The organism is Chromobacterium haemolyticum (assembly GCF_002081825.1).
Taxonomy (GTDB): domain Bacteria; phylum Pseudomonadota; class Gammaproteobacteria; order Burkholderiales; family Chromobacteriaceae; genus Chromobacterium; species Chromobacterium fluminis.
In genome coordinates this window covers 128,095-144,468 of record NZ_MUKU01000007.1, presented here as the reverse complement: position 1 = coordinate 144,468, position 16,374 = coordinate 128,095, and the positions used below count along the sequence as shown (strand labels likewise).

22 protein-coding genes are annotated in these 16,374 nt (G+C 63.2%); 15 read left to right on the top strand and 7 right to left on the bottom strand.

Annotated features, from left to right (window positions below):
• The first annotated feature begins 24 nt into the window (after positions 1-24).
• The 4 genes from B0T39_RS07180 (at position 25) to B0T39_RS07165 (ending at position 2,671) form a co-directional block, all read left to right on the top strand.
• Positions 25-378 carry a DUF2802 domain-containing protein gene (locus B0T39_RS07180; protein WP_081545453.1) on the top strand — a complete coding sequence of 118 codons (354 nt, stop codon included), beginning with the start codon at positions 25-27 and terminating at the stop codon, positions 376-378.
• Positions 375-1,400 (top strand): flagellar hook-length control protein FliK, encoded by a 1,026-nt coding sequence (gene fliK, locus B0T39_RS07175; protein ID WP_081545452.1) that lies wholly within the window; start codon positions 375-377, stop codon positions 1,398-1,400. The genes B0T39_RS07180 and fliK overlap by 4 nt, the downstream gene beginning before the upstream one ends.
• Positions 1,381-1,722: an EscU/YscU/HrcU family type III secretion system export apparatus switch protein gene (locus B0T39_RS07170; RefSeq protein WP_019103813.1), complete on the top strand. Its 342-nt coding sequence runs from the start codon at positions 1,381-1,383 to the stop codon at positions 1,720-1,722. The genes fliK and B0T39_RS07170 overlap by 20 nt, the downstream gene beginning before the upstream one ends.
• An 82-nt stretch (positions 1,723-1,804) precedes the next feature.
• Positions 1,805-2,671 (top strand): NAD(P)-dependent oxidoreductase, encoded by an 867-nt coding sequence (locus tag B0T39_RS07165; protein WP_081545451.1) that lies wholly within the window; start codon positions 1,805-1,807, stop codon positions 2,669-2,671.
• Between the two features lie 63 nt (positions 2,672-2,734).
• Here the strand turns inward: B0T39_RS07165 and B0T39_RS07160 are convergent, their stop codons facing one another.
• Both B0T39_RS07160 and B0T39_RS07155 read right to left on the bottom strand, forming a co-directional pair.
• A complete protein-coding gene (locus B0T39_RS07160; protein WP_048414328.1) occupies positions 2,735-3,004 on the bottom strand; it encodes an HU family DNA-binding protein in 270 nt (89 codons plus the stop codon).
• A gap of 64 nt (positions 3,005-3,068) precedes the next feature.
• Positions 3,069-3,935, bottom strand: coding sequence for a YicC/YloC family endoribonuclease (locus B0T39_RS07155; RefSeq protein WP_081545450.1), 867 nt, complete (start codon positions 3,933-3,935; stop codon positions 3,069-3,071).
• 107 nt (positions 3,936-4,042) lie between these two features.
• On the opposite strand from B0T39_RS07155, the gene B0T39_RS07150 reads away from it, so the two are divergent.
• The 3 genes from B0T39_RS07150 (at position 4,043) to rph (ending at position 6,666) form a co-directional block, all read left to right on the top strand.
• Entirely contained in the window at positions 4,043-4,993 is a 951-nt protein-coding gene (locus B0T39_RS07150; protein ID WP_081545449.1) for a serine/threonine protein kinase, read from the top strand.
• Positions 4,994-5,006: 13 nt separating this feature from the next.
• Positions 5,007-5,888, top strand: coding sequence for a PP2C family protein-serine/threonine phosphatase (locus B0T39_RS07145; RefSeq protein ID WP_081545448.1), 882 nt, complete (start codon positions 5,007-5,009; stop codon positions 5,886-5,888).
• Positions 5,889-5,949: 61 nt separating this feature from the next.
• Entirely contained in the window at positions 5,950-6,666 is a 717-nt protein-coding gene (gene rph, locus B0T39_RS07140; protein ID WP_081545494.1) for a ribonuclease PH, read from the top strand.
• A gap of 47 nt (positions 6,667-6,713) precedes the next feature.
• Here rph and B0T39_RS07135 read toward each other — a convergent pair whose 3' ends face one another.
• The 5 genes from B0T39_RS07135 to B0T39_RS24885 all read right to left on the bottom strand — a co-directional run bounded on the left by B0T39_RS07135 (position 6,714) and on the right by B0T39_RS24885 (position 10,860).
• Positions 6,714-7,520 (bottom strand): trypsin-like serine peptidase, encoded by an 807-nt coding sequence (locus B0T39_RS07135; protein WP_081545447.1) that lies wholly within the window; start codon positions 7,518-7,520, stop codon positions 6,714-6,716.
• Between the two features lie 89 nt (positions 7,521-7,609).
• Positions 7,610-8,506, bottom strand: a complete 897-nt coding sequence (locus tag B0T39_RS07130) for a hypothetical protein (protein WP_052052010.1) — start codon at positions 8,504-8,506, stop codon at positions 7,610-7,612.
• A 147-nt stretch (positions 8,507-8,653) separates the two neighbouring features.
• Complete coding sequence (rstB, locus tag B0T39_RS07125; RefSeq protein WP_019101597.1) at positions 8,654-9,925, bottom strand: two-component system sensor histidine kinase RstB; 1,272 nt, start codon at positions 9,923-9,925, stop codon at positions 8,654-8,656.
• 6 nt (positions 9,926-9,931) lie between these two features.
• Entirely contained in the window at positions 9,932-10,651 is a 720-nt protein-coding gene (gene rstA, locus B0T39_RS07120) for a two-component system response regulator RstA (RefSeq protein ID WP_081545493.1), read from the bottom strand.
• A gap of 17 nt (positions 10,652-10,668) precedes the next feature.
• Positions 10,669-10,860 (bottom strand): hypothetical protein, encoded by a 192-nt coding sequence (locus B0T39_RS24885; RefSeq protein WP_141111113.1) that lies wholly within the window; start codon positions 10,858-10,860, stop codon positions 10,669-10,671.
• Between B0T39_RS24885 and B0T39_RS07115 the strand changes: the two genes are divergently transcribed.
• From B0T39_RS07115 to dagF, 8 genes are read left to right on the top strand one after another with little or no spacing between them, the layout of a single operon-like run.
• Complete coding sequence (locus tag B0T39_RS07115) at positions 10,859-11,191, top strand: hypothetical protein (RefSeq protein WP_019101595.1); 333 nt, start codon at positions 10,859-10,861, stop codon at positions 11,189-11,191. The genes B0T39_RS24885 and B0T39_RS07115 overlap by 2 nt on opposite strands.
• Before the next feature lie 39 nt (positions 11,192-11,230).
• On the top strand, positions 11,231-11,593 hold the full coding sequence (locus tag B0T39_RS07110; RefSeq protein ID WP_043642128.1) for an SFCGS family glycine-rich protein: 363 nt from the start codon (positions 11,231-11,233) through the stop codon (positions 11,591-11,593).
• A 3-nt stretch (positions 11,594-11,596) separates the two neighbouring features.
• Complete coding sequence (locus B0T39_RS07105; protein WP_019101593.1) at positions 11,597-11,899, top strand: DUF4312 family protein; 303 nt, start codon at positions 11,597-11,599, stop codon at positions 11,897-11,899.
• Between the two features lie 35 nt (positions 11,900-11,934).
• A complete protein-coding gene (locus B0T39_RS07100) occupies positions 11,935-12,711 on the top strand; it encodes a DUF4311 domain-containing protein (protein ID WP_019101592.1) in 777 nt (258 codons plus the stop codon).
• A 17-nt stretch (positions 12,712-12,728) separates the two neighbouring features.
• A complete protein-coding gene (locus B0T39_RS07095; protein WP_019101591.1) occupies positions 12,729-13,382 on the top strand; it encodes a DUF4310 family protein in 654 nt (217 codons plus the stop codon).
• 10 nt (positions 13,383-13,392) lie between these two features.
• Complete coding sequence (locus B0T39_RS07090) at positions 13,393-14,526, top strand: amidohydrolase/deacetylase family metallohydrolase (RefSeq protein WP_081545446.1); 1,134 nt, start codon at positions 13,393-13,395, stop codon at positions 14,524-14,526.
• A complete protein-coding gene (locus tag B0T39_RS07085; RefSeq protein ID WP_081545445.1) occupies positions 14,510-15,628 on the top strand; it encodes a DgaE family pyridoxal phosphate-dependent ammonia lyase in 1,119 nt (372 codons plus the stop codon). The genes B0T39_RS07090 and B0T39_RS07085 overlap by 17 nt, the downstream gene beginning before the upstream one ends.
• Entirely contained in the window at positions 15,625-16,359 is a 735-nt protein-coding gene (gene dagF / locus B0T39_RS07080; RefSeq protein WP_081545444.1) for a 2-dehydro-3-deoxy-phosphogluconate aldolase, read from the top strand. The genes B0T39_RS07085 and dagF overlap by 4 nt, the downstream gene beginning before the upstream one ends.
• Positions 16,360-16,374 lie beyond the last annotated feature (15 nt).

Here is a 16,374-nt window from a genome sequence, read left to right as displayed (position 1 = left end):
GAAACTCTTCCATGGGGAACCAAGATGTCCGGCACCTTCTTCCCATACCTGATGGTCGTGCTCTGGCTGATGCTGGCCATGGCGGTAGCGTATGTCTACTGGCGCGTGCTGCGCCTGGAAACCAAACGCGACAGCTTGACCACCATGTATCTTGACCAGCAGCAGCAGCAGATCAGTGCTATGCAGCGGGATATGTCGCGCTTATTGTCCCGCGTGGAGCAGCAGGCGCACGGGGATGTCGGACTCAGCCCTTACAACCAGGCTATCGAGATGATACGCCAGGGCTTGACGGCTTCCGAAGTGGCTTCCCGATGCGGTATTTCCCGCAGCGAGGCCGAGTTGATCGTTTCCCTGTACCGAAATAGTCCCACCTCATGATTCCGTCGATCAATACCGGCGTCTTGCCGGCGCAGCAGATCAATCCCTCGCAGTTGTTGGGCGAGGGGGCCAAGCTGTTGCTGGAAACCGCGACGCTGCCCAGTCGCTTGCCGACGCTGTTGCTGGGCGAGCAGGTGACCGCGCGCGTGGCGGATCGGCTGGACAATAACCAGCTGGCGGTATTAATCAAGAATGCGCTGTTTACTCTGAACCTGCCTCAGGGCGCGACGGTAAGCGGGGATACCTTGCAATTGAAGGTGGCGTCCTTGCAGCCGGCGCTGACTTTTCTGTTGCAGGACGGCAGCAAGGAAAGCGCGGAGCAGAACAAGGCCAGCTCGGTGCAGGTGGCTTTGAGTCCGGCTTCCAAGTATCTGACGCACCTGTTGTCCACCCAGACCAGCGACACGGGTAAGCCGGTGCTGGTCAACGCGGCGCAGCAGCTGCCGCCCAAGGTGGCGGAGGATTTGCAGCAGGGGGTGGCCAAGAGCGGGCTGTTTTATGAGTCTCATCTGAAGGACTTCGCCGATGGCCGCACCAGCCTGGCCGAGATCAAGCAGGAGCCGCAGGCCAAGATGAGCCAGGCGCTGGCCAATACCGAGCACGCGGCGGCCAGCGCGCGGCCGCAGGCGCAGGCTCAAGCCCAGGAGTTGGGCAATCTGGTGCAAAGGCAGCTCAACGGCCTGGAAAACCAGCAACTGCAGTTTCAAGGCATGGCCTGGCCCGGCCAGCCCATGCAGATGGTGATCGAGCAGGAAAAGACCGAGGCCGACCGCGAGGGCAATGGCCAGCAGGAGATGCAGGCCTGGTCCACCAACCTATCCTTGAACCTGCCGGCCTTGGGCGGCATGGCGGCGCGCATCCGCTTGGTGGGCCAGATGGTGCAGGTGTCTTTTGCCGCCGAAGACGAGCAAGCGGGACAGCTGATCACCCAAAACGCCAGCCGGCTGGAGGCGGGCTTGGCCTCGGCCGGCCTGGCTCTGGCCAGCTTGGTGGTGAAGGACGATGGCTCGGCCGCCGAGTGAGGACAAGCGCCGCTCGGCGGTGGCTTTGTCTTACCAGGAGGGACACCGTTCCCCCAAGGTCGTCGCCAAGGGCTACGGCGAGTTGGCCGAGCGTATCATCGACCGCGCGCGGGAAGCCGGCGTGTTCGTCCATGATTCCCCGGAGCTGGTGTCCTTGCTGATGCAGGTGGACCTGGACAAGAACATCCCGCCGGAACTCTACCGCGCGGTGGCCGAGGTGCTGGCCTTCGTCTATTTTCTGGAGCATCACGCCTCGGGCAAGGATTATGAGTTCGAGGCCTGGCTGGGCGGACGCAAGCCGGCGCCCTTGCCCGAGCCCTGATTTCCCTCCGTCGCGTGCTGGCGTTGCGGTGCGCTTCCCCTTATCCTCGATGAATGTCGTCGTTTTCATCGTGGAGTCGCAAATGAAAGTCGGTTATATCGGTCTGGGCATCATGGGCCGTCCCTGCGTATTGAATCTGTTGAAGGCGGGCCACCAGGTGGCGGTGTGGGCGCGCAGCCGCGAACGGGCGGAGGATTTGTTGCAAGCCGGCGCCAGCTGGGCGGAGAGCCCGGCTGCGCTGGCAGGCCAGGTTGAGCTGCTGATCACCAATGTGTCGGACACCGCGGACGTTGAGCAGGTGTTGCTGGGCGAGGAAGGCGCGGTTCACGGCGCAGGCGTGGGCCTGGTATGCGCCGATATGAGCACCATCGCGCCCAATGGCGCGCGCCGCATTGCGGAGAAGTTGGGGTCTTTCGGCGTGGACTTCCTGGACTGTCCGGTTTCCGGGGGCGAGGTGGGCGCCGTCAACGGCACGCTGACCATCATGGTCGGCGGCAAGGCGGAAGCCCTGGAGCGGGCGCGCCCGGCCTTGCAGGCCATGGGGCAGACCATTACCCATATCGGCGCCAGCGGCGCCGGCCAGGTGGCCAAGGCCTGCAATCAGATCGCGGTCGGCGTCGGGGTCGCCGCGGTGGCGGAGATCATGAAACTGGCCCAGGCCTGCAATGTCGATCCTGCGCCGGTGCGGGCGGCTTTGCTGGGAGGGTTTGCGCAGAGCAAGGTGCTGGATATCCACGGTCAACGGATGATAGATGACAACTACGCGCCGGGCTTCAAGGCCAAGCTGCACGCCAAGGACATGCGCATCGTGCTGGAGACGGCGCGCGAGCAGGGCATACGTTTGCCGGAGGCCGAACGGGTGTCGGGCCTGATCGATCAGTTAGTGGCAGAGGGCGAGGGCGAGTTGGATTCGTCGGCGATCGCCCGGCTGATCTGGCGGCAGAACTGAGCCGGCCGGTAAGAAAACGGCGAGGCTGAGCCTCGCCGTTTTAGTAGAAGAGCCGGAGGGGGCTCAGGCGACTTTGTCCTTCAACTGCTTGCTGGGCAGAAACACCACTTTACGCTTGGCGGCGATCTCGATGGTTTCGCCGGTCTTGGGGTTGCGGCCGGTTCGTGCGGCGCTTTCCTTGACTTTGTATTTACCCACCACGGTGGTGATTTCATCGCCGTTGGCCAGCGCGTTTTGCAGCACTTCGTCAAATGCGCCCAATACGCGGAGCACGTCGGCCTTGCTCAGGCCGGATGTTTCCGCCAATGCCGCGATCAGTTCTGCTTTGGTCATGTCTTGGTCTTTCCCTAAGGTCTAGGAACGCTTGCCGCGGCGGCTTTGGCCGCCGGCGTCGTGCTTACTCGATATTCTGGATCTGCTCGCGCATCTGTTCAATCAGGACTTTCAGCTCCACCGAGGCTTGGGTGGTTTCGGTGGACACCGATTTGGACCCCAGCGTGTTGGCTTCGCGGTTCAGTTCCTGCATCAGGAAGTCTAGGCGTTTGCCGGATTGGCCGCCGGCCTTCAGGATGCGGCGCACTTCGCTGAGATGGGTGCTGAGGCGGGCCAGTTCTTCATCGACGTCTATTTTCTGAGCGAACAGCGCGAATTCCTGCTTCAGCCGGTCTTCGTCGACATTGCCCAGCGCTTCTTGCAGGCGGCTGGACAGTTTGGACATATGGGCGTCCAGAATGGCCGGCAGCTTGGGTTTGATGGCGACGACGATGGCTTCCATGCCGGTGATGCGTTCTTCCAGCACCACCTTGAGTTTTTCGCCTTCGCGGCCGCGCGAGGCGTTGAAGTCCTTCAGCGCCACCGCCAGGCTTTCCGTGCACAGTTGCTGCAGCACTTCCGGCGCCAGTTCGTTGGTTTTCATCACGCCGGGCCAGCGCATCAGTTCGCCCACGGACAGGCCGCGGCTTTCGCCGGTCTGCTCGCGCACTTGCTGCGACACTTCGATCAGCCGCTGCAGCATGGGCTGGTTCAGTTCCAGGGTAGGAGCGGCGCTGTCCACCTGATTGATGCCGACGCGGCATTCCAGCTTGCCGCGGCTGACTTTGGCGGAAATCAGTTCGCGCAATTGCGGCTCGATCACGCGCAATTCTTCCGGCAAGCGCATTTGCAGATCAAGGTAACGGTGGTTGACCGAGCGAATTTCTAGGCTAAGCAAGCCGCCGGGAAATTCCCTGCTGCTTGCGGCAAAGCCTGTCATACTTAAAATCATCAGACACCCCCTTAGATGAGCGGATTGTTTACATTCTCAAGGCTGGGCCCGAATTGCTTTGCTAAGCTCAATCCAAGGCCTGCGGACACTATAACAACTGACACCTCATGACTCAATCGAACCAGCAGACAGCTCTGCCGGCCGGCTCCCGGCTGGGGGAGTACACGATTGTCCGCCAACTCTCAGTGGGCGGATTCAGCGTTGTCTATCTGGCCTTGGACGATCAGGACAATAAGTTTGCGATCAAGGAGTACTTGCCGCGCAATCTGGCGCTGCGGGACGAGGATGGCCATGTGACGGTGCCGCACGAGCTGGATCGGGAGGCTTTCAATCTGGGCTTGAAGTGTTTCTTCGAGGAAGGACGGATTCTTTCCGGCATTTCCCACCCCACCGTGGTGCGCGTCATCAATTTCTTCCGTGCGAATCAGACGGTTTATATGGTGATGGAGTACGCCGACGGTCGTTCGCTGGTGCGCGAGCTGGAGCTGGCCGGCGGCCGGTTGGACGAGCGGCGTTTGCGCAAATGGTTCGCCGCGCTCTTGTCCGGGCTGCGCGAAGTTCATCTGCAGCGCCTGCTGCACCTGGACATCAAGCCGGCCAATATCTATTTGCGCCGCAACGGCGCGCCGCTATTGCTGGATTTTGGCGCGGCCAGGCAGACTTTGTCTCGCCGCGACAAACATTTCGCCTCGATGTACACCCCCGGTTTCGCCGCGCCCGAGCAGTATGAGAAAGACGCGCCGCTCGGGCCCTGGACCGACATCTACGCCTTGGGCGCCTGTCTTTACGCCTGCATGGGCGGCGGTACGCCGCAGATTTCCAAGGAGCGCAAGGAAAGCGACAGGCTGACGCCGGCGAGCAAGGCGTTTCGTCATTTGTATTCCCGCGAGTTGCTGGAGTTGACCGACCAGTGCCTGGCGCTGTCTCCGGAAGAGAGGCCAGCCACCGTGCCGGGGCTGCAAAAGCGTCTGATGGCGGAAGAGTACAGTCCGCCGGAAGAACTGGCGGGCAGCAAGTGGGTGGGATGGATAAAAAACCTGACTGGCGGACGCTCATGATGAGGGGATCGGCATGAAACTATCCATCTATCAGGAAAGCCGAATCGGCGGGCGAGCGTACAACCAGGACAGGCTGGTGATCGCGCACTCTCGCGACGCCGTGATGCTGGCGGTGGCGGACGGCATGGGCGGGCATTTGCGCGGCGAAGTGGCGGCGCAGATCACGGTGGACCTGCTCAGCGAGCTGTTCTACCAGCAAGCCACGCCGACGCTGACGCATCCCAATCGCTTTCTCGTCAACGCGGTCAGCACCGCGCATCAAGTCATTCTCGATTACGCCGCCGACCACCGGCTGCCGGAGGTGCCGAGCACCACGGTGGTGGCCGCCATCATCCAGCAAGGCCAGTTGTACTGGTGTCATGTCGGCGATTCCCGGCTCTATCTGTTGGATGATAAGGGCCTGCGGCTGCGTTCGCGAGACCACTCCCAGGTGCAGCGCCTGATCGATCAGGGCCAGTTGAGCGAGGACGCCGCCAAGGTGCATCCGGAGCGCCACAAGATCTACAACTGTCTGGGCGCGGCTAGTGATCCGGACATCGACGTCGGCGAGAAACAGAGCGTGGGCGCGGGTTGCTCCATCCTGCTGTGTTCAGACGGCCTGTGGTCGCAAGTCATGGACCCGGAGCTAGAAAAAGTGTTTGTCCGCCGCAATGTCAGCCAGGTGTTGCCGGCGCTGATGAATGTGGCGGAGCGCCGCGCCGGCGCCGGCGGGGACAATCTGTCCGCGGCGGCGGTCACCCTGCTGGACGAGACGCAGGATTACGGCGAGCGCGAGGACGTGCTGGACACGGAAACGGCGACGCCGCGCCAGATGGGGCGGATGATTCTGGATTCCAATCTGGAGACCATGCATCAGGAGATTCTGGCCAGCCGGGTGGCGGGTAAGCGCGACTAAGCGCCGTCGTCGGTGACGACTGATATAATCGTCGGCATTTACCGTTCTGGACGATGACATGATGCGACCTTCCCAACGCCCCGCCGATGCTCTGCGCACGGTGCGGATCAGCCGCCATTACCTCAAGCACGCCGAAGGCTCGGTGTTGATCGAGTTCGGCGATACCAAGGTGATTTGCACTGCCAGCGTGGACGACGGCGTGCCGGGCTTCCTGAAGGGCAAGGGCCGCGGCTGGGTAACGGCCGAGTACGGCATGCTGCCGCGTTCCACCGGCTCCCGCATGCGGCGCGAGTCTTCCGCCGGCAAGCAGTCCGGTCGCACTCAGGAGATCCAGCGCCTGATCGGCCGTTCGCTGCGCGCGGTGGTGGATCTGGAGAAGCTGGGGGAGCGCCAGATCCAGATTGATTGCGATGTGATCCAGGCCGACGGCGGCACCCGCACCGCCAGCATCACCGGCGCTTATGTGGCCTTGGCCGACGCGATCGGCCTGCTGCTGCGCGAGGGCAAGCTGAGCGAGAACCCGCTGCGCGACCAGGTAGCCGCCATTTCGGTAGGGCTGTACCAGGGCGTGCCGGTCTTGGATCTGGATTACGCGGAAGACTCCAACTGCGACACCGATATGAATGTGGTGATGACCGGCGATGGCCGTTTCGTCGAAGTGCAGGGCACGGCTGAAGGCGAACCGTTTGGCGATCAAGAGTTGCAGGCGATGTTGGGCCTGGCGCGAGCCGGAATCGGCGAACTGGTGGCTTTGCAGCGCCAGGTGCTGGCGGAGTGAAGACTTAAGCTCTGTTCAATAAAAAAGCCCCGGAAATGGGGCTTTTTTCATGGCTTGGCGCTCTTGCGTATGAACTGCTGCAGCGCATCGTAGAACATCGGCGCGCTGACGCTCATATTGTCTTCTTGTTTGCGTCGCGCGGCGGCGGGGGCGGAGCTTTGCACCGCGACGATGACCGGCTGTCCCGGTCCCATCACGAAGACCGGTGAGCCGCTATTGCCCTCCAGGGTGTCGCAGCGGTGGGTCAGGCGGCCGTCCGGGCGCAGCTTGGTCGCCTTGCAGGCGTTGTGCACCAGCAGGTGTTTCTGATCATCGATGGGGTAGCCGCCCTGGGTCAGCGTCCAGCTCCGCTGGTTCAGCAATTCGCGCAACTGCTTGGCGTTGCCGCTGAAGACGGGCAGCACGCCCTGGGTGTCGCCCAAGGGGGTGGCCAGGCGGACGAAGGCGAAGTCGCGCGGCGCGATGCGCGGCGGGATGTAGAGGCCGTCGGCGCGGCGGTCCAGGCCTTTGAGGAAGCTCTTGTCCACTTGAACTTCCAGGATTTTGCTGCGGGCGGTGTATTCGTCGCCCCACAGGCCGACGGTGAAGCTGACCGCCGGATCGAAACGGCCTTTCTCGTCAACAAAGCAATGGCCTGCGGTCAGCACCACGTCGCGGGCCACCAGCGCGCCGGTGCAAATGGTGCGGGAGCGAGTTTGCAATTGCCCTACCGCAAGCCAGGGTTGATGGTCGGGGCGGGTGCGGACGCGATCGTCCTGGCCGAAGAACAGGATTTTGTGTTCCGCGGAGATCTTGGGGGCGGCGGAAGCCAGCGGCGCCAGCAGCAGGCTGAGGACAAGCAGGGGGAGTTTCATCGAGTGTGGCCTTGCAAATGAAAACGGGGCGCCGAAGCGCCCCGAATTATGTGCGATTGCCGGAGGTGCCGGCAATGCTCGCTACCTGATTACTTGGCAGCGGAAGCAGCTTTTTTGGAAGCTTTCTTCTCGGCTTTCTTGGCCGGAGCGGAAGCTTCTTTCTTAGCGGCTTGGGCTTTCTGAGCAGCGGAAGCCTCTTTCTTGGCTACGTGCTTTTTGTGCTTTTTAGCGGCTTTTTTGGCCGGGGCGGAAGCGTCGGCTTTAGCGGCCTGGGCTTTCTGAGCAGCGGAAGCTTCTTTCTTAGCAGCGTGCTTTTTGTGCTTTTTAGCGGCTTTTTTGGCCGGAGCGGAAGCGTCGGCTTTAGCGGCTTGAGCTTTCTGAGCAGCGGAAGCTTCTTTTTTAGCTACGTGCTTTTTGGCTTTTTTGGCTTTTTTCGGAGCGGAAGCGTCGGCCTTGGCGGCTTGGGCTTTCTGAGCGGCGGAAGCTTCTTTCTTAGCTACGTGCTTCTTGGCTTTTTTAGCTTTCGGAGCGGAAGCGTCGGCCTTGGCGGCTTGGGCTTTCTGAGCCGCGGAAGCTTCTTTCTTGGCGTGCTTCTTGGCTTTTTTAGCTTTCGGAGCGGAAGCGTCGGCCTTGGCGGCTTGAGCTTTCTGAGCGGCGGAAGCTTCTTTCTTGGCTACGTGCTTCTTGGCTTTTTTAGCTTTCGGAGCGGAAGCTTCGGCTTTGGCGGCTTGAGCTTTCTGAGCGGCGGAAGCTTCTTTCTTAGCTACGTGCTTCTTGGCTTTTTTAGCCTTCGGAGCGGACGCTTCGGCTTTGGCGGCCTGAGCTTTTTGAGCAGCGGAAGCTTCTTTCTTCGCTACTTTTTTCTCGGCTTTTTTAGCCTTGTGGATCGCAACCGGTGCGGAAGCGGCAGCTTTTTCAGCGGCGAAGCCGTTAACGGACACCAGGCTGAAAGCAGCGGTCAGAGCAAGCAGAGCCAGCTTTTTCATTTATGAAACTCCTAAGTTTCTTGGATTGGTATGAAAGTGGACACATAGTCCTTTTCAGGCCGAAATGCTAACCATGACAAGGGGCTGAGTCTATGCTCTCTGTGTATCCCAATGTTACGGAATGTACATACAGGGCGGCGGCGAGGTTCAGATCGGCCAGCGGAACAGGAAGCGCGCGCCGCCCAGCGGCGAGCTTTCCACTTTGACTTCGCCTCGGTGGGCGCGGGCGATGCCGGCGACGATGGCCAGGCCCAGGCCGTGGCCGCCGGTTTTGCGGCCGCGGCTTTCGTCCAGCCGCACAAAGGCGTCGAATACCCGGCTGCGGTCCTGTTCGGGGATGCCGGGGCCGTCGTCGTCCACCATGATGATGCAGTGGCGCTGCTCGACGATGATGCTGGTTTGCACCAGGCGGTTGGCGTGGCGGCGGGCGTTGGACAGGAAGTTGTCCAGCACCCGGGTCAGCAGGTGTTCGTCGGCGGTGATGGCCAGGCTGGCGCCGGCCGGCTCCAGCCATTGAATGTCCTGCGTCAACGCGGCTTGGCCCGCGATGCGGTCCTTGGCCCAGGGAATGGCGTCGAAGCTGCTGAGCTTCAGAGGCGCTTCCGGCCGGTCCAGCCGCGCGTGCAGCAGCAGCTCCTCCACCAGCTTGTCGATAGCGGACAGGTCGCGCTCTATCGCCTGCCGCTCCGGGCTGCTTTCGTCGCCTTCCAGCAACGCCATCCGGTAGCGCAGCCGCGCCAGCGGCGTGCGCAGCTCATGGGCCACGGCGTTGGTCAGCGTTTTCTTGCTGTTGATCAGCGCGGCGATATTGTCGGCCATGTGGTTGAAGGCGACGCCCAGCTGGCTGACGCCGGAGCGAGGCGGCAGGTCGACGCGGGCGGACAGGTTGCCGCTGGCCAGCTTGCCGGCGGTCTGTTCCAGCGCCACCAGGTCGCGCCAGTGCGGCCGCATCCATAGAAACACCGGTATCGCCAGCGACAGGCCGATGAAGCCCAGCAGCGCGTAGTCGAACCATTTGAGCTGGTGCAGGAAGAATAGATAGCGCAGCGGACCGGCCACCAAGAGGTAGTTGCTGTCCTCCAGCTTTTGCAGGAACACGTATTTGTCTTCCAGCATCACGATTTCGCCGCGGTCCAGCGCCTGCTTGGATTCGTCGTCCAGCAGATAGCTGCTCATCTTTTCCACTTTGACGCGGAAGGTGAAGCCGTGGTCGGAGTTGGCCAGCGTTTCGCTCCAGCGGTCTTCCGGCACGCCGCGCAGATCGGCCTCGATCAGCGACAGCGTGGTACGCAGCAGGTCGGACAGATAGCGCTCGCCCACATCGTCCACCGCCTGTTTGTAGACCGCGCCCACCAAGACCACTGCCACCAGGAAACAGGTCATCAGCAGCAGGTAGAACTGGATGAACAATCGGCGCATGCGCGCTTACTCCCAGCCGGACAAGGAGAACAGATAGCCTCGGTTGCGCACCGTCTTGATGCGGAACGGCTCGCTGGGGTTGTCGCCCAGTTTTTTGCGCAGCCGCGAGATGGCCACGTCTATGCTGCGGTCCAGTCCGTCGTAGCTGACGCCGCGCATTTCCTTGAGCAGGATGTCGCGGTTCAGGGTTTCGCCGGCGTGGCTGGCCAGCAACCACAGCAGATCGAAGTCCGAGGTGGACAGCGGAATCTTCTCGTTGGCCAGCGTCACGTCGCGGCTGATCGGGTCTATCGCCAACTGACCGAACACCACTTTGCGGGTGCCCGGCTTGGGCGCGGCGGCGTCGGCGTTGGCCTGAGCGGGCCGCAGGTTGCGCAATTGGGCGCGCAGCCGCGCCACCAGCACCGAGGGCGGCGTGGTTTTCAGAATGTAGTCGTTGGCGCCCAGTTCCAGGCCCAGGATCTGGTTCATATCGCTGTCCAGCGAGGTCAGCATGATGATGGGGCCGTCGAATTTGGGACGCAGCTCGCGGCAGATGGAGAGGCCGTCCTTGCCGGGCAGCATGATGTCCAGTAGCACCAGATCCGGCGCTTCGCGGGCGATGGTGTCCAGCGCGGCGTCGCCGCGTGGTTCCACCACCACGTCCATTTCATGGCGGGACAGAAAGTCGCTGATCAGCTCGGCCAGGTCGGCGTCGTCTTCTACAAACACGATGCGGTGGGTCATGCCTTGCATCCATCTATTCAGTGGTCAATCCGCGAAGTATCGCCCGAGCCGCCGCGCGCTTCAACTGCAAGCACGGTCAGGACCGGCTTGTTTCCGCCCGGCGAGCAGGCGATTTCCGTTTCGAAGCGGAAAATCCACCGGTCCACAGTTGGCGGCGGCTTGATTACAGTTTCTCGACATCGCCAACCGTTTTGCAAAGGAAACCCCATGAACGATCAAGTCCATCCCATCGCCGTCGACCAGGCCGCTATCCGCCGTCTGGCGGACCAGGTCTTGGGGCAGGTTCCCGCCTTGCTGGACGCGGCCGGCAAATATTTGACCGAGGTTCAGCAGCAGAAGCTGGATTCGCATGTGCAGGCGATGGCGCGCCGTTCCTTGACCGGAGAGGGCCTGCCGGATTTCGACAAGAGCCTGTTCGACGAGATCTCGGACACTACGCGGCGTTTGTCCGCCGCGGTGGTGGCCCTGTTCGGCAACCTGCCGGAAGAAGAAGCGCTGCTGCTGTCCATTCATTTCGAGATGGCCAAGAACAAGGCCTGAAGTCCGCCGTGCAAAGCTAGAGAGATAGAGGAGAAGACCATGACGCAGATAACCGTAGTGATTGGCGACCGCCTGGGCAAGGGACAGAAAGTGGGCGCGGGGGCGGAAGCCGCCGGCGCGCGCGCGGTGGTGGTTCCGGGCATGGCCGCGGACATGAAATTGGGCGACGTGATGCAGGCGGAGGGCGCGCAGCTGGGGATTTCCTTCTGCGGTAGCGGCGGCGCCGGCGCTATCACCGCGCAGACCAAGTACGGCTACAAGGCCAAATACGGCATGCGTTCGGTGGAGGAGGGCGTGACCGCGATCGAGGAGGGCTACACCGTGCTCGGGTTCGGTTTCATGGACAAGGAAGAGCTGGGGCAGCGGCTGGTGGCCGCCTATTTGAAGAAATACGGCGGCTGAGCGATGCAAAGGCGTTTCGAATCCAGCGTGACGGTCAGTGGCCGCGGCGACAGCAAGGCGCAGGCTTGCGCCGATGCCTTGTCCGGCGTGCAACGCGCGGTGACGGCGGCCGGCCATCAGGTGCTGCTGCGCATTGAGCCCCTGCGGGTGACGGTGGTCGCGGCGGAGGAGGTCCGCCGTCGCGAGCGCTTTTTGTTCTTCTTTCTGCCGCGGGACCGGCTCAGCTATGCCGTCACCTTGGAGGTGGAGGTCAGCGTGACCGTGCTGGATATCGAGGCCGTGCCGTTCACTGTGCGCCAAGCTTAGGCGCCGGCTGTCGTTTCATACCAGAGGAGGAAGCCATGCTTCTGATCATTCTTCTCAAGTCGCTGTTGATAGGCGGTCTGGTCGGCGTTGCGGTGGGCGCTGGCGCGGCCCGCATGTTCCACGCGCCGACTTCCCAGGGCATGGGCGCCTTCCGCACCCTGGGCGAGCTCAATTCCTGCGAGGGCGATCCGGCCTCGCATTTTTCCTTCGGCCTGGGCTTCTTCTTCAACGCCTGGGCCTCGTCGGTGGCTGCCGGGGCTTTCACCCAGGACATCGATCACCGGGTGATCCCGCATTGGGGGGCGGCGGCGCTGTTGGCGCGCAACCGCAACCTGGCGGAGACCCTGCACAACCCGCGCAAGATGGCCTTGGTGTGCGGGGTGATAGGCATGCTACTGGTGGCCTTCCTGAACACCACCGCTTCGGCGGTGCCGGCTTCGCTGCAAATCACCGCGGTCAAGGTCTTGGTGCCCGCGGCCAATCTGCTGGTCAATACCGTGATGCCGGTGATTTTCTGGCTGGCGGCGATTGAGGCCGGCCGTCGCTCCGGTTTGTGGGGCACGGTGTTTGGCGGTCTGGCCCAGTTGATCATGGGCAATGCCGTGCCGGGCCTGGTGTTGGGCATTCTGATCGGCAAGGGAGTGGACGAGGGCGGCTGGAACAAGATCACCAAGTTGATGATGGCGGCTATCGTGGCCTTGTTCGCGCTCAGCGCCTTCTTCCGCGGCTTTGATCTGAAGTTGCTCAGCAGCTTCCACTTGAACGCCCCGTCCTGGCTGGAACTGCTGCACGCCGCCGTGCGCGGCGCTTGAGGCTGAAGGAGAGAATGATGACTGAACAAGCACAAACCGGGGGTTTCTGGCTGGCGGATTGGTCTTTCCCGCTCTTGGTGGGGCTGCTGTCCGCCGGCGTGTTCGCCGGCACTCATATGTATTACGTCTACGGCATCGGTGCTTTCAACGAGGTGGCTTTCGTCTCGATGCTGAGAGCGGGCATGGATACCGGCGTTTACGGCGCGGTGGCGGCCTTCGGCGCCAGCTTCCTCTTTGCCCGGGTGATAGAAGGCTCGCTGGTGGGCATTCTGGATATAGGCGGGGCCATTATGACCGGCGTCGGCCTGGGTATTCCGGCGATGTTCCTCGGCGCGGGGATTTTGTTTCCGGTGGAAAACTTCGGCGCGGCGCTGGCCACCGGGATGGTGATTGGCTTGCTGATCGGCGCGGTTATTATTTTCGCGCGCAAATTCACCATCAATCAGGGCAATTCCACTTACGGCGCCGACGTGATGATGGGCGCGGGCAACTCCTCCGGCCGTTTCCTCGGCCCGCTGATCATCCTGTCGGCGATGGCGGCGTCGATCCCCATCGGCGTCGGCTCGCTGCTGGGCGCGCTGGTCTTCTATCTGTGGGGCAAGCCCATCACCGGCGGCGCCATCCTGGGCGCGATGCTGCTGGGCACGCTGTTCCCGGTGGCGATTGCCTGAGGAGGCGCTGATGGATGACTTGCTGATCAAGGATGCCTTGCTGGCCGATGGCTCGGTGCTGGACATCTCGATCCGTCACGGCAAGATCGCCGGGCTAGGGCGCCAGGAAGGACCGGCCCGGCGCACGGTGCGGCTGGATGGCCGTTGGCGGCTCAGCGCCGGCTGGATAGACGGCCATGTGCATTGCAACCCGGCTTCGCCGATTTATCACGATGAGCCGGACCAGGTGGGCGTGGCCGGCGGCGTCACCACGGTAGTGGACGCGGGGAGCGTCGGAGCCGACGATGTCGCCGCTTTCCGCGAGTTGGCCGGCGGCTGCCGCACCGATGTGCGCGCGCTGTTGAATATTTCGCGCATCGGTCTCGCCACTCAGCATGAGTTGGCCAATCTGGACGATGTCGATGTGGCGTTGGCGGGCGCGGCGATCCGCGCTCATCGCGATTTCATCGTCGGCATCAAGGCTCGGCTGAGCGGCAGCGTGGTCGGCGCCAACGGGATCGCGCCGCTGGCGCGGGCCAAGGAGATCCAGCGCCGCTTTGGGCCGCTGCCGCTGATGGTGCACATCGGCAATACTCCGCCGTCGCTGGACGAGATCGCAGAATGGCTGGAGCCGGGCGATATCGTCACCCACTGCTTCAACGGCAAGCCCAACCGCATCCTGGACGCCGCCGGCGCGCTGCGCGCCTCGGTGCGGGCCGCGATCGAGCGCGGCGTGTTGTTGGATGTCGGCCACGGCAGCGCCAGCTTCAGTTTCCGCGTAGCGCGCGAGGCCATGGCGCTGGGCGTGTACCCGGACACTATCAGCTCGGACATCTATTGCCGCAACCGCGTCAGCGGGCCGGTGTTCGGCCTGGCGGTGGTGATGTCCAAATTCCTGAGCCTGGGCATGCCGCTGGATCGGGTGCTGGACTGCGTGACCCGGCGGCCGGCAGAGGCGCTGCGGCTCAGCGGCAAAGGGCGGCTGGAAGTCGGCGCTGACGCCGATCTCACCATTTTCGACATCGAAACCGCGCCGCGGCCGCTGAGCGACAGCGACGGCGACACGCTGACTTGCGTGCGTAACCTGGCGCCGCTGGCGGCGGTGGCGGGCGGCGTCTTGTTGCCCACCGAACAAGGAAAGGCTTGTCATGTCTTCGATCTATGAGCGGTACCAGCTGCGGCCGGTGATCAACGCCTCCGGCCGCATGACCATGCTGGGCGTGTCCACGCCGGCGCCGGAAGTGACGGCGGCGGTGGCGCAGGGCCTGGGCCAGTATTTCGAGATGAAGGATTTGGTCGACAAAACCGGCGACTACATTGCCCGCTTGCTGGAGGTGGAGGCCGCCACCGTGGTGTCCTGCGCCTCCGCCGGCATCGCTCAGTCCGTGGCCGCGGTCATCGTCCGCGACGATCCGCGCCTGCTGGTGAACCTGCACGCGCAGCCAGTCAACGGACCGCGTGAAATCGTGCTGCCCAAGGGGCACAACGTCAATTTCGGCGCGCCGGTCGGCACCATGGTGGCGCTGGGCGGCGGCCAGGTGGTGGAGGCCGGCTGGGGCAATGAGTGCTCGGCCGCGCAATTGGAGGCGGCGGTCGGCCCCGGCACAGCGGCTATTTTGTATATCAAGTCCCACCACGCCTTGCAGAAAAGCGTGCTCGGCGTGGCCGAGGCCGCCGAGGTGGCGCGCCGCCGGAAGGTGCCGCTGATCGTCGACGCGGCGGCGGAGGAGGACTTGCGCGAGTATTACCGGCTGGGCGCGGACCTGGTGATCTACAGCGGGGCCAAGGCGATAGAGGGGCCGACCAGCGGCCTGGTCTTGGGCCGCCGGCAGTATGTGGAATGGGTCAAACTGCAAAGCCAGGGCATAGGCCGGGCGATGAAGGTGGGCAAGGAGGGCATTCTGGGCCTGGCCTGCGCGATTGAACGCTATCTCAAACAGGACAAGGAAAGCGGGGCGGCGATGGCGGAGCGGCTGCGGCCCTTCATCGCGGGTTTGAACCAACTGGCCGGCCTCAGCGCGCGCCTGGTCTGGGACGCCGCCGGCCGCGACATCGCCCGCGCCGAGATCTCTTTTGACGCCGCCGTGTCCGGCGTCAGCGCGGAGGCCGCCGCCGCCGCGCTGAAACAGGGCGACATCGCCATTTATTTCCGGGAATACCGGGCTAACGAGGGCAAGCTGGAAGTGGACGCGCGCAGCGTGGACGCCGCCCAGCTGGAACAGATCGGCGCGCGCATCCGCCGCTTGCTGACGGGAGAACAAGCATGAAACTGGAACCCCATTTTTATCAAGACCGCGTTTGCTTGAATGTACTGGCTGGAAGCAAGCACAATGCCCGTCAGATTCATCAGGCGGCGGAAGGCCATGTGCTGGTGGGCGTGCTGTCGAAGAACTACGCCGACGTGGACAGCGCGGTGGCGGACATGCGCGAGTACGCGGCCTTGATAGACAACGCCTTGTCGGTGGGGCTGGGCGCCGGCGATCCGCGCCAGTCCGACATGGTCAGCGCCATTGCCGGCCAAGTGCAGCCGCAGCACGTCAATCAGGTGTTCACCGGCGTGGGCGCCAGCCGCGCGCTGCTGGGCCAGGCGCGTACCGTGGTCAACGGCCTGGTTTCGCCCAGCGGCATTCCGGGCCTGGTCAAGGTGTCCACCGGCCCGCTCAGCGCCGGCGCGCCGGTCTGCGCCGCGCCGGTGGACACCGCCATCGCCATGCTCAAGGATATGGGCGGCAGTTCGATCAAGTACTTCCCCATGGGCGGGCTGGATTGCCGTGACGAATACCTGGCGGTGGCGGAGGCCTGCGCGCGGCATGATTTCTGGCTGGAGCCCACCGGCGGCATCACGCTGGAGAATTTCAGCGAGATCGTCCGCCTGGCGCTGGAGGCCGGCGTGCCCAAGGTGATACCGCATGTGTACAGTTCCATCATCGACGCCAGCGGAGAAACCCGGCCGGGCGATGTGGAGCGGCTGTTGTCGATGGTGAAAGCCTTGTTGTAGACGTGCCCGGGGAGG

Coding starts and splice junctions, on each gene's coding strand:
- B0T39_RS07135 (WP_081545447.1), bottom strand. CDS start 7,520: ATGAAACTCCCCCTGCTTGTCCTCAGCCTGCTGCTGGCGCCGCTGGCT.
- rstA (WP_081545493.1), bottom strand. CDS start 10,651: ATGACCCACCGCATCGTGTTTGTAGAAGACGACGCCGACCTGGCCGAG.
- B0T39_RS07180 (WP_081545453.1), top strand. CDS start 25: ATGTCCGGCACCTTCTTCCCATACCTGATGGTCGTGCTCTGGCTGATG.
- B0T39_RS07095 (WP_019101591.1), top strand. CDS start 12,729: ATGACTGAACAAGCACAAACCGGGGGTTTCTGGCTGGCGGATTGGTCT.
- B0T39_RS07100 (WP_019101592.1), top strand. CDS start 11,935: ATGCTTCTGATCATTCTTCTCAAGTCGCTGTTGATAGGCGGTCTGGTC.
- B0T39_RS07115 (WP_019101595.1), top strand. CDS start 10,859: ATGAACGATCAAGTCCATCCCATCGCCGTCGACCAGGCCGCTATCCGC.
- B0T39_RS07165 (WP_081545451.1), top strand. CDS start 1,805: ATGAAAGTCGGTTATATCGGTCTGGGCATCATGGGCCGTCCCTGCGTA.
- B0T39_RS07170 (WP_019103813.1), top strand. CDS start 1,381: ATGGCTCGGCCGCCGAGTGAGGACAAGCGCCGCTCGGCGGTGGCTTTG.
- fliK (WP_081545452.1), top strand. CDS start 375: ATGATTCCGTCGATCAATACCGGCGTCTTGCCGGCGCAGCAGATCAAT.
- B0T39_RS07085 (WP_081545445.1), top strand. CDS start 14,510: ATGTCTTCGATCTATGAGCGGTACCAGCTGCGGCCGGTGATCAACGCC.
- B0T39_RS07145 (WP_081545448.1), top strand. CDS start 5,007: ATGAAACTATCCATCTATCAGGAAAGCCGAATCGGCGGGCGAGCGTAC.
- B0T39_RS07155 (WP_081545450.1), bottom strand. CDS start 3,935: ATGATTTTAAGTATGACAGGCTTTGCCGCAAGCAGCAGGGAATTTCCC.
- B0T39_RS07160 (WP_048414328.1), bottom strand. CDS start 3,004: ATGACCAAAGCAGAACTGATCGCGGCATTGGCGGAAACATCCGGCCTG.
- B0T39_RS07150 (WP_081545449.1), top strand. CDS start 4,043: ATGACTCAATCGAACCAGCAGACAGCTCTGCCGGCCGGCTCCCGGCTG.
- B0T39_RS07110 (WP_043642128.1), top strand. CDS start 11,231: ATGACGCAGATAACCGTAGTGATTGGCGACCGCCTGGGCAAGGGACAG.
- B0T39_RS07105 (WP_019101593.1), top strand. CDS start 11,597: ATGCAAAGGCGTTTCGAATCCAGCGTGACGGTCAGTGGCCGCGGCGAC.
- B0T39_RS24885 (WP_141111113.1), bottom strand. CDS start 10,860: ATGGGGTTTCCTTTGCAAAACGGTTGGCGATGTCGAGAAACTGTAATC.
- rph (WP_081545494.1), top strand. CDS start 5,950: ATGCGACCTTCCCAACGCCCCGCCGATGCTCTGCGCACGGTGCGGATC.
- B0T39_RS07090 (WP_081545446.1), top strand. CDS start 13,393: ATGGATGACTTGCTGATCAAGGATGCCTTGCTGGCCGATGGCTCGGTG.
- B0T39_RS07130 (WP_052052010.1), bottom strand. CDS start 8,506: ATGAAAAAGCTGGCTCTGCTTGCTCTGACCGCTGCTTTCAGCCTGGTG.
- rstB (WP_019101597.1), bottom strand. CDS start 9,925: ATGCGCCGATTGTTCATCCAGTTCTACCTGCTGCTGATGACCTGTTTC.
- dagF (WP_081545444.1), top strand. CDS start 15,625: ATGAAACTGGAACCCCATTTTTATCAAGACCGCGTTTGCTTGAATGTA.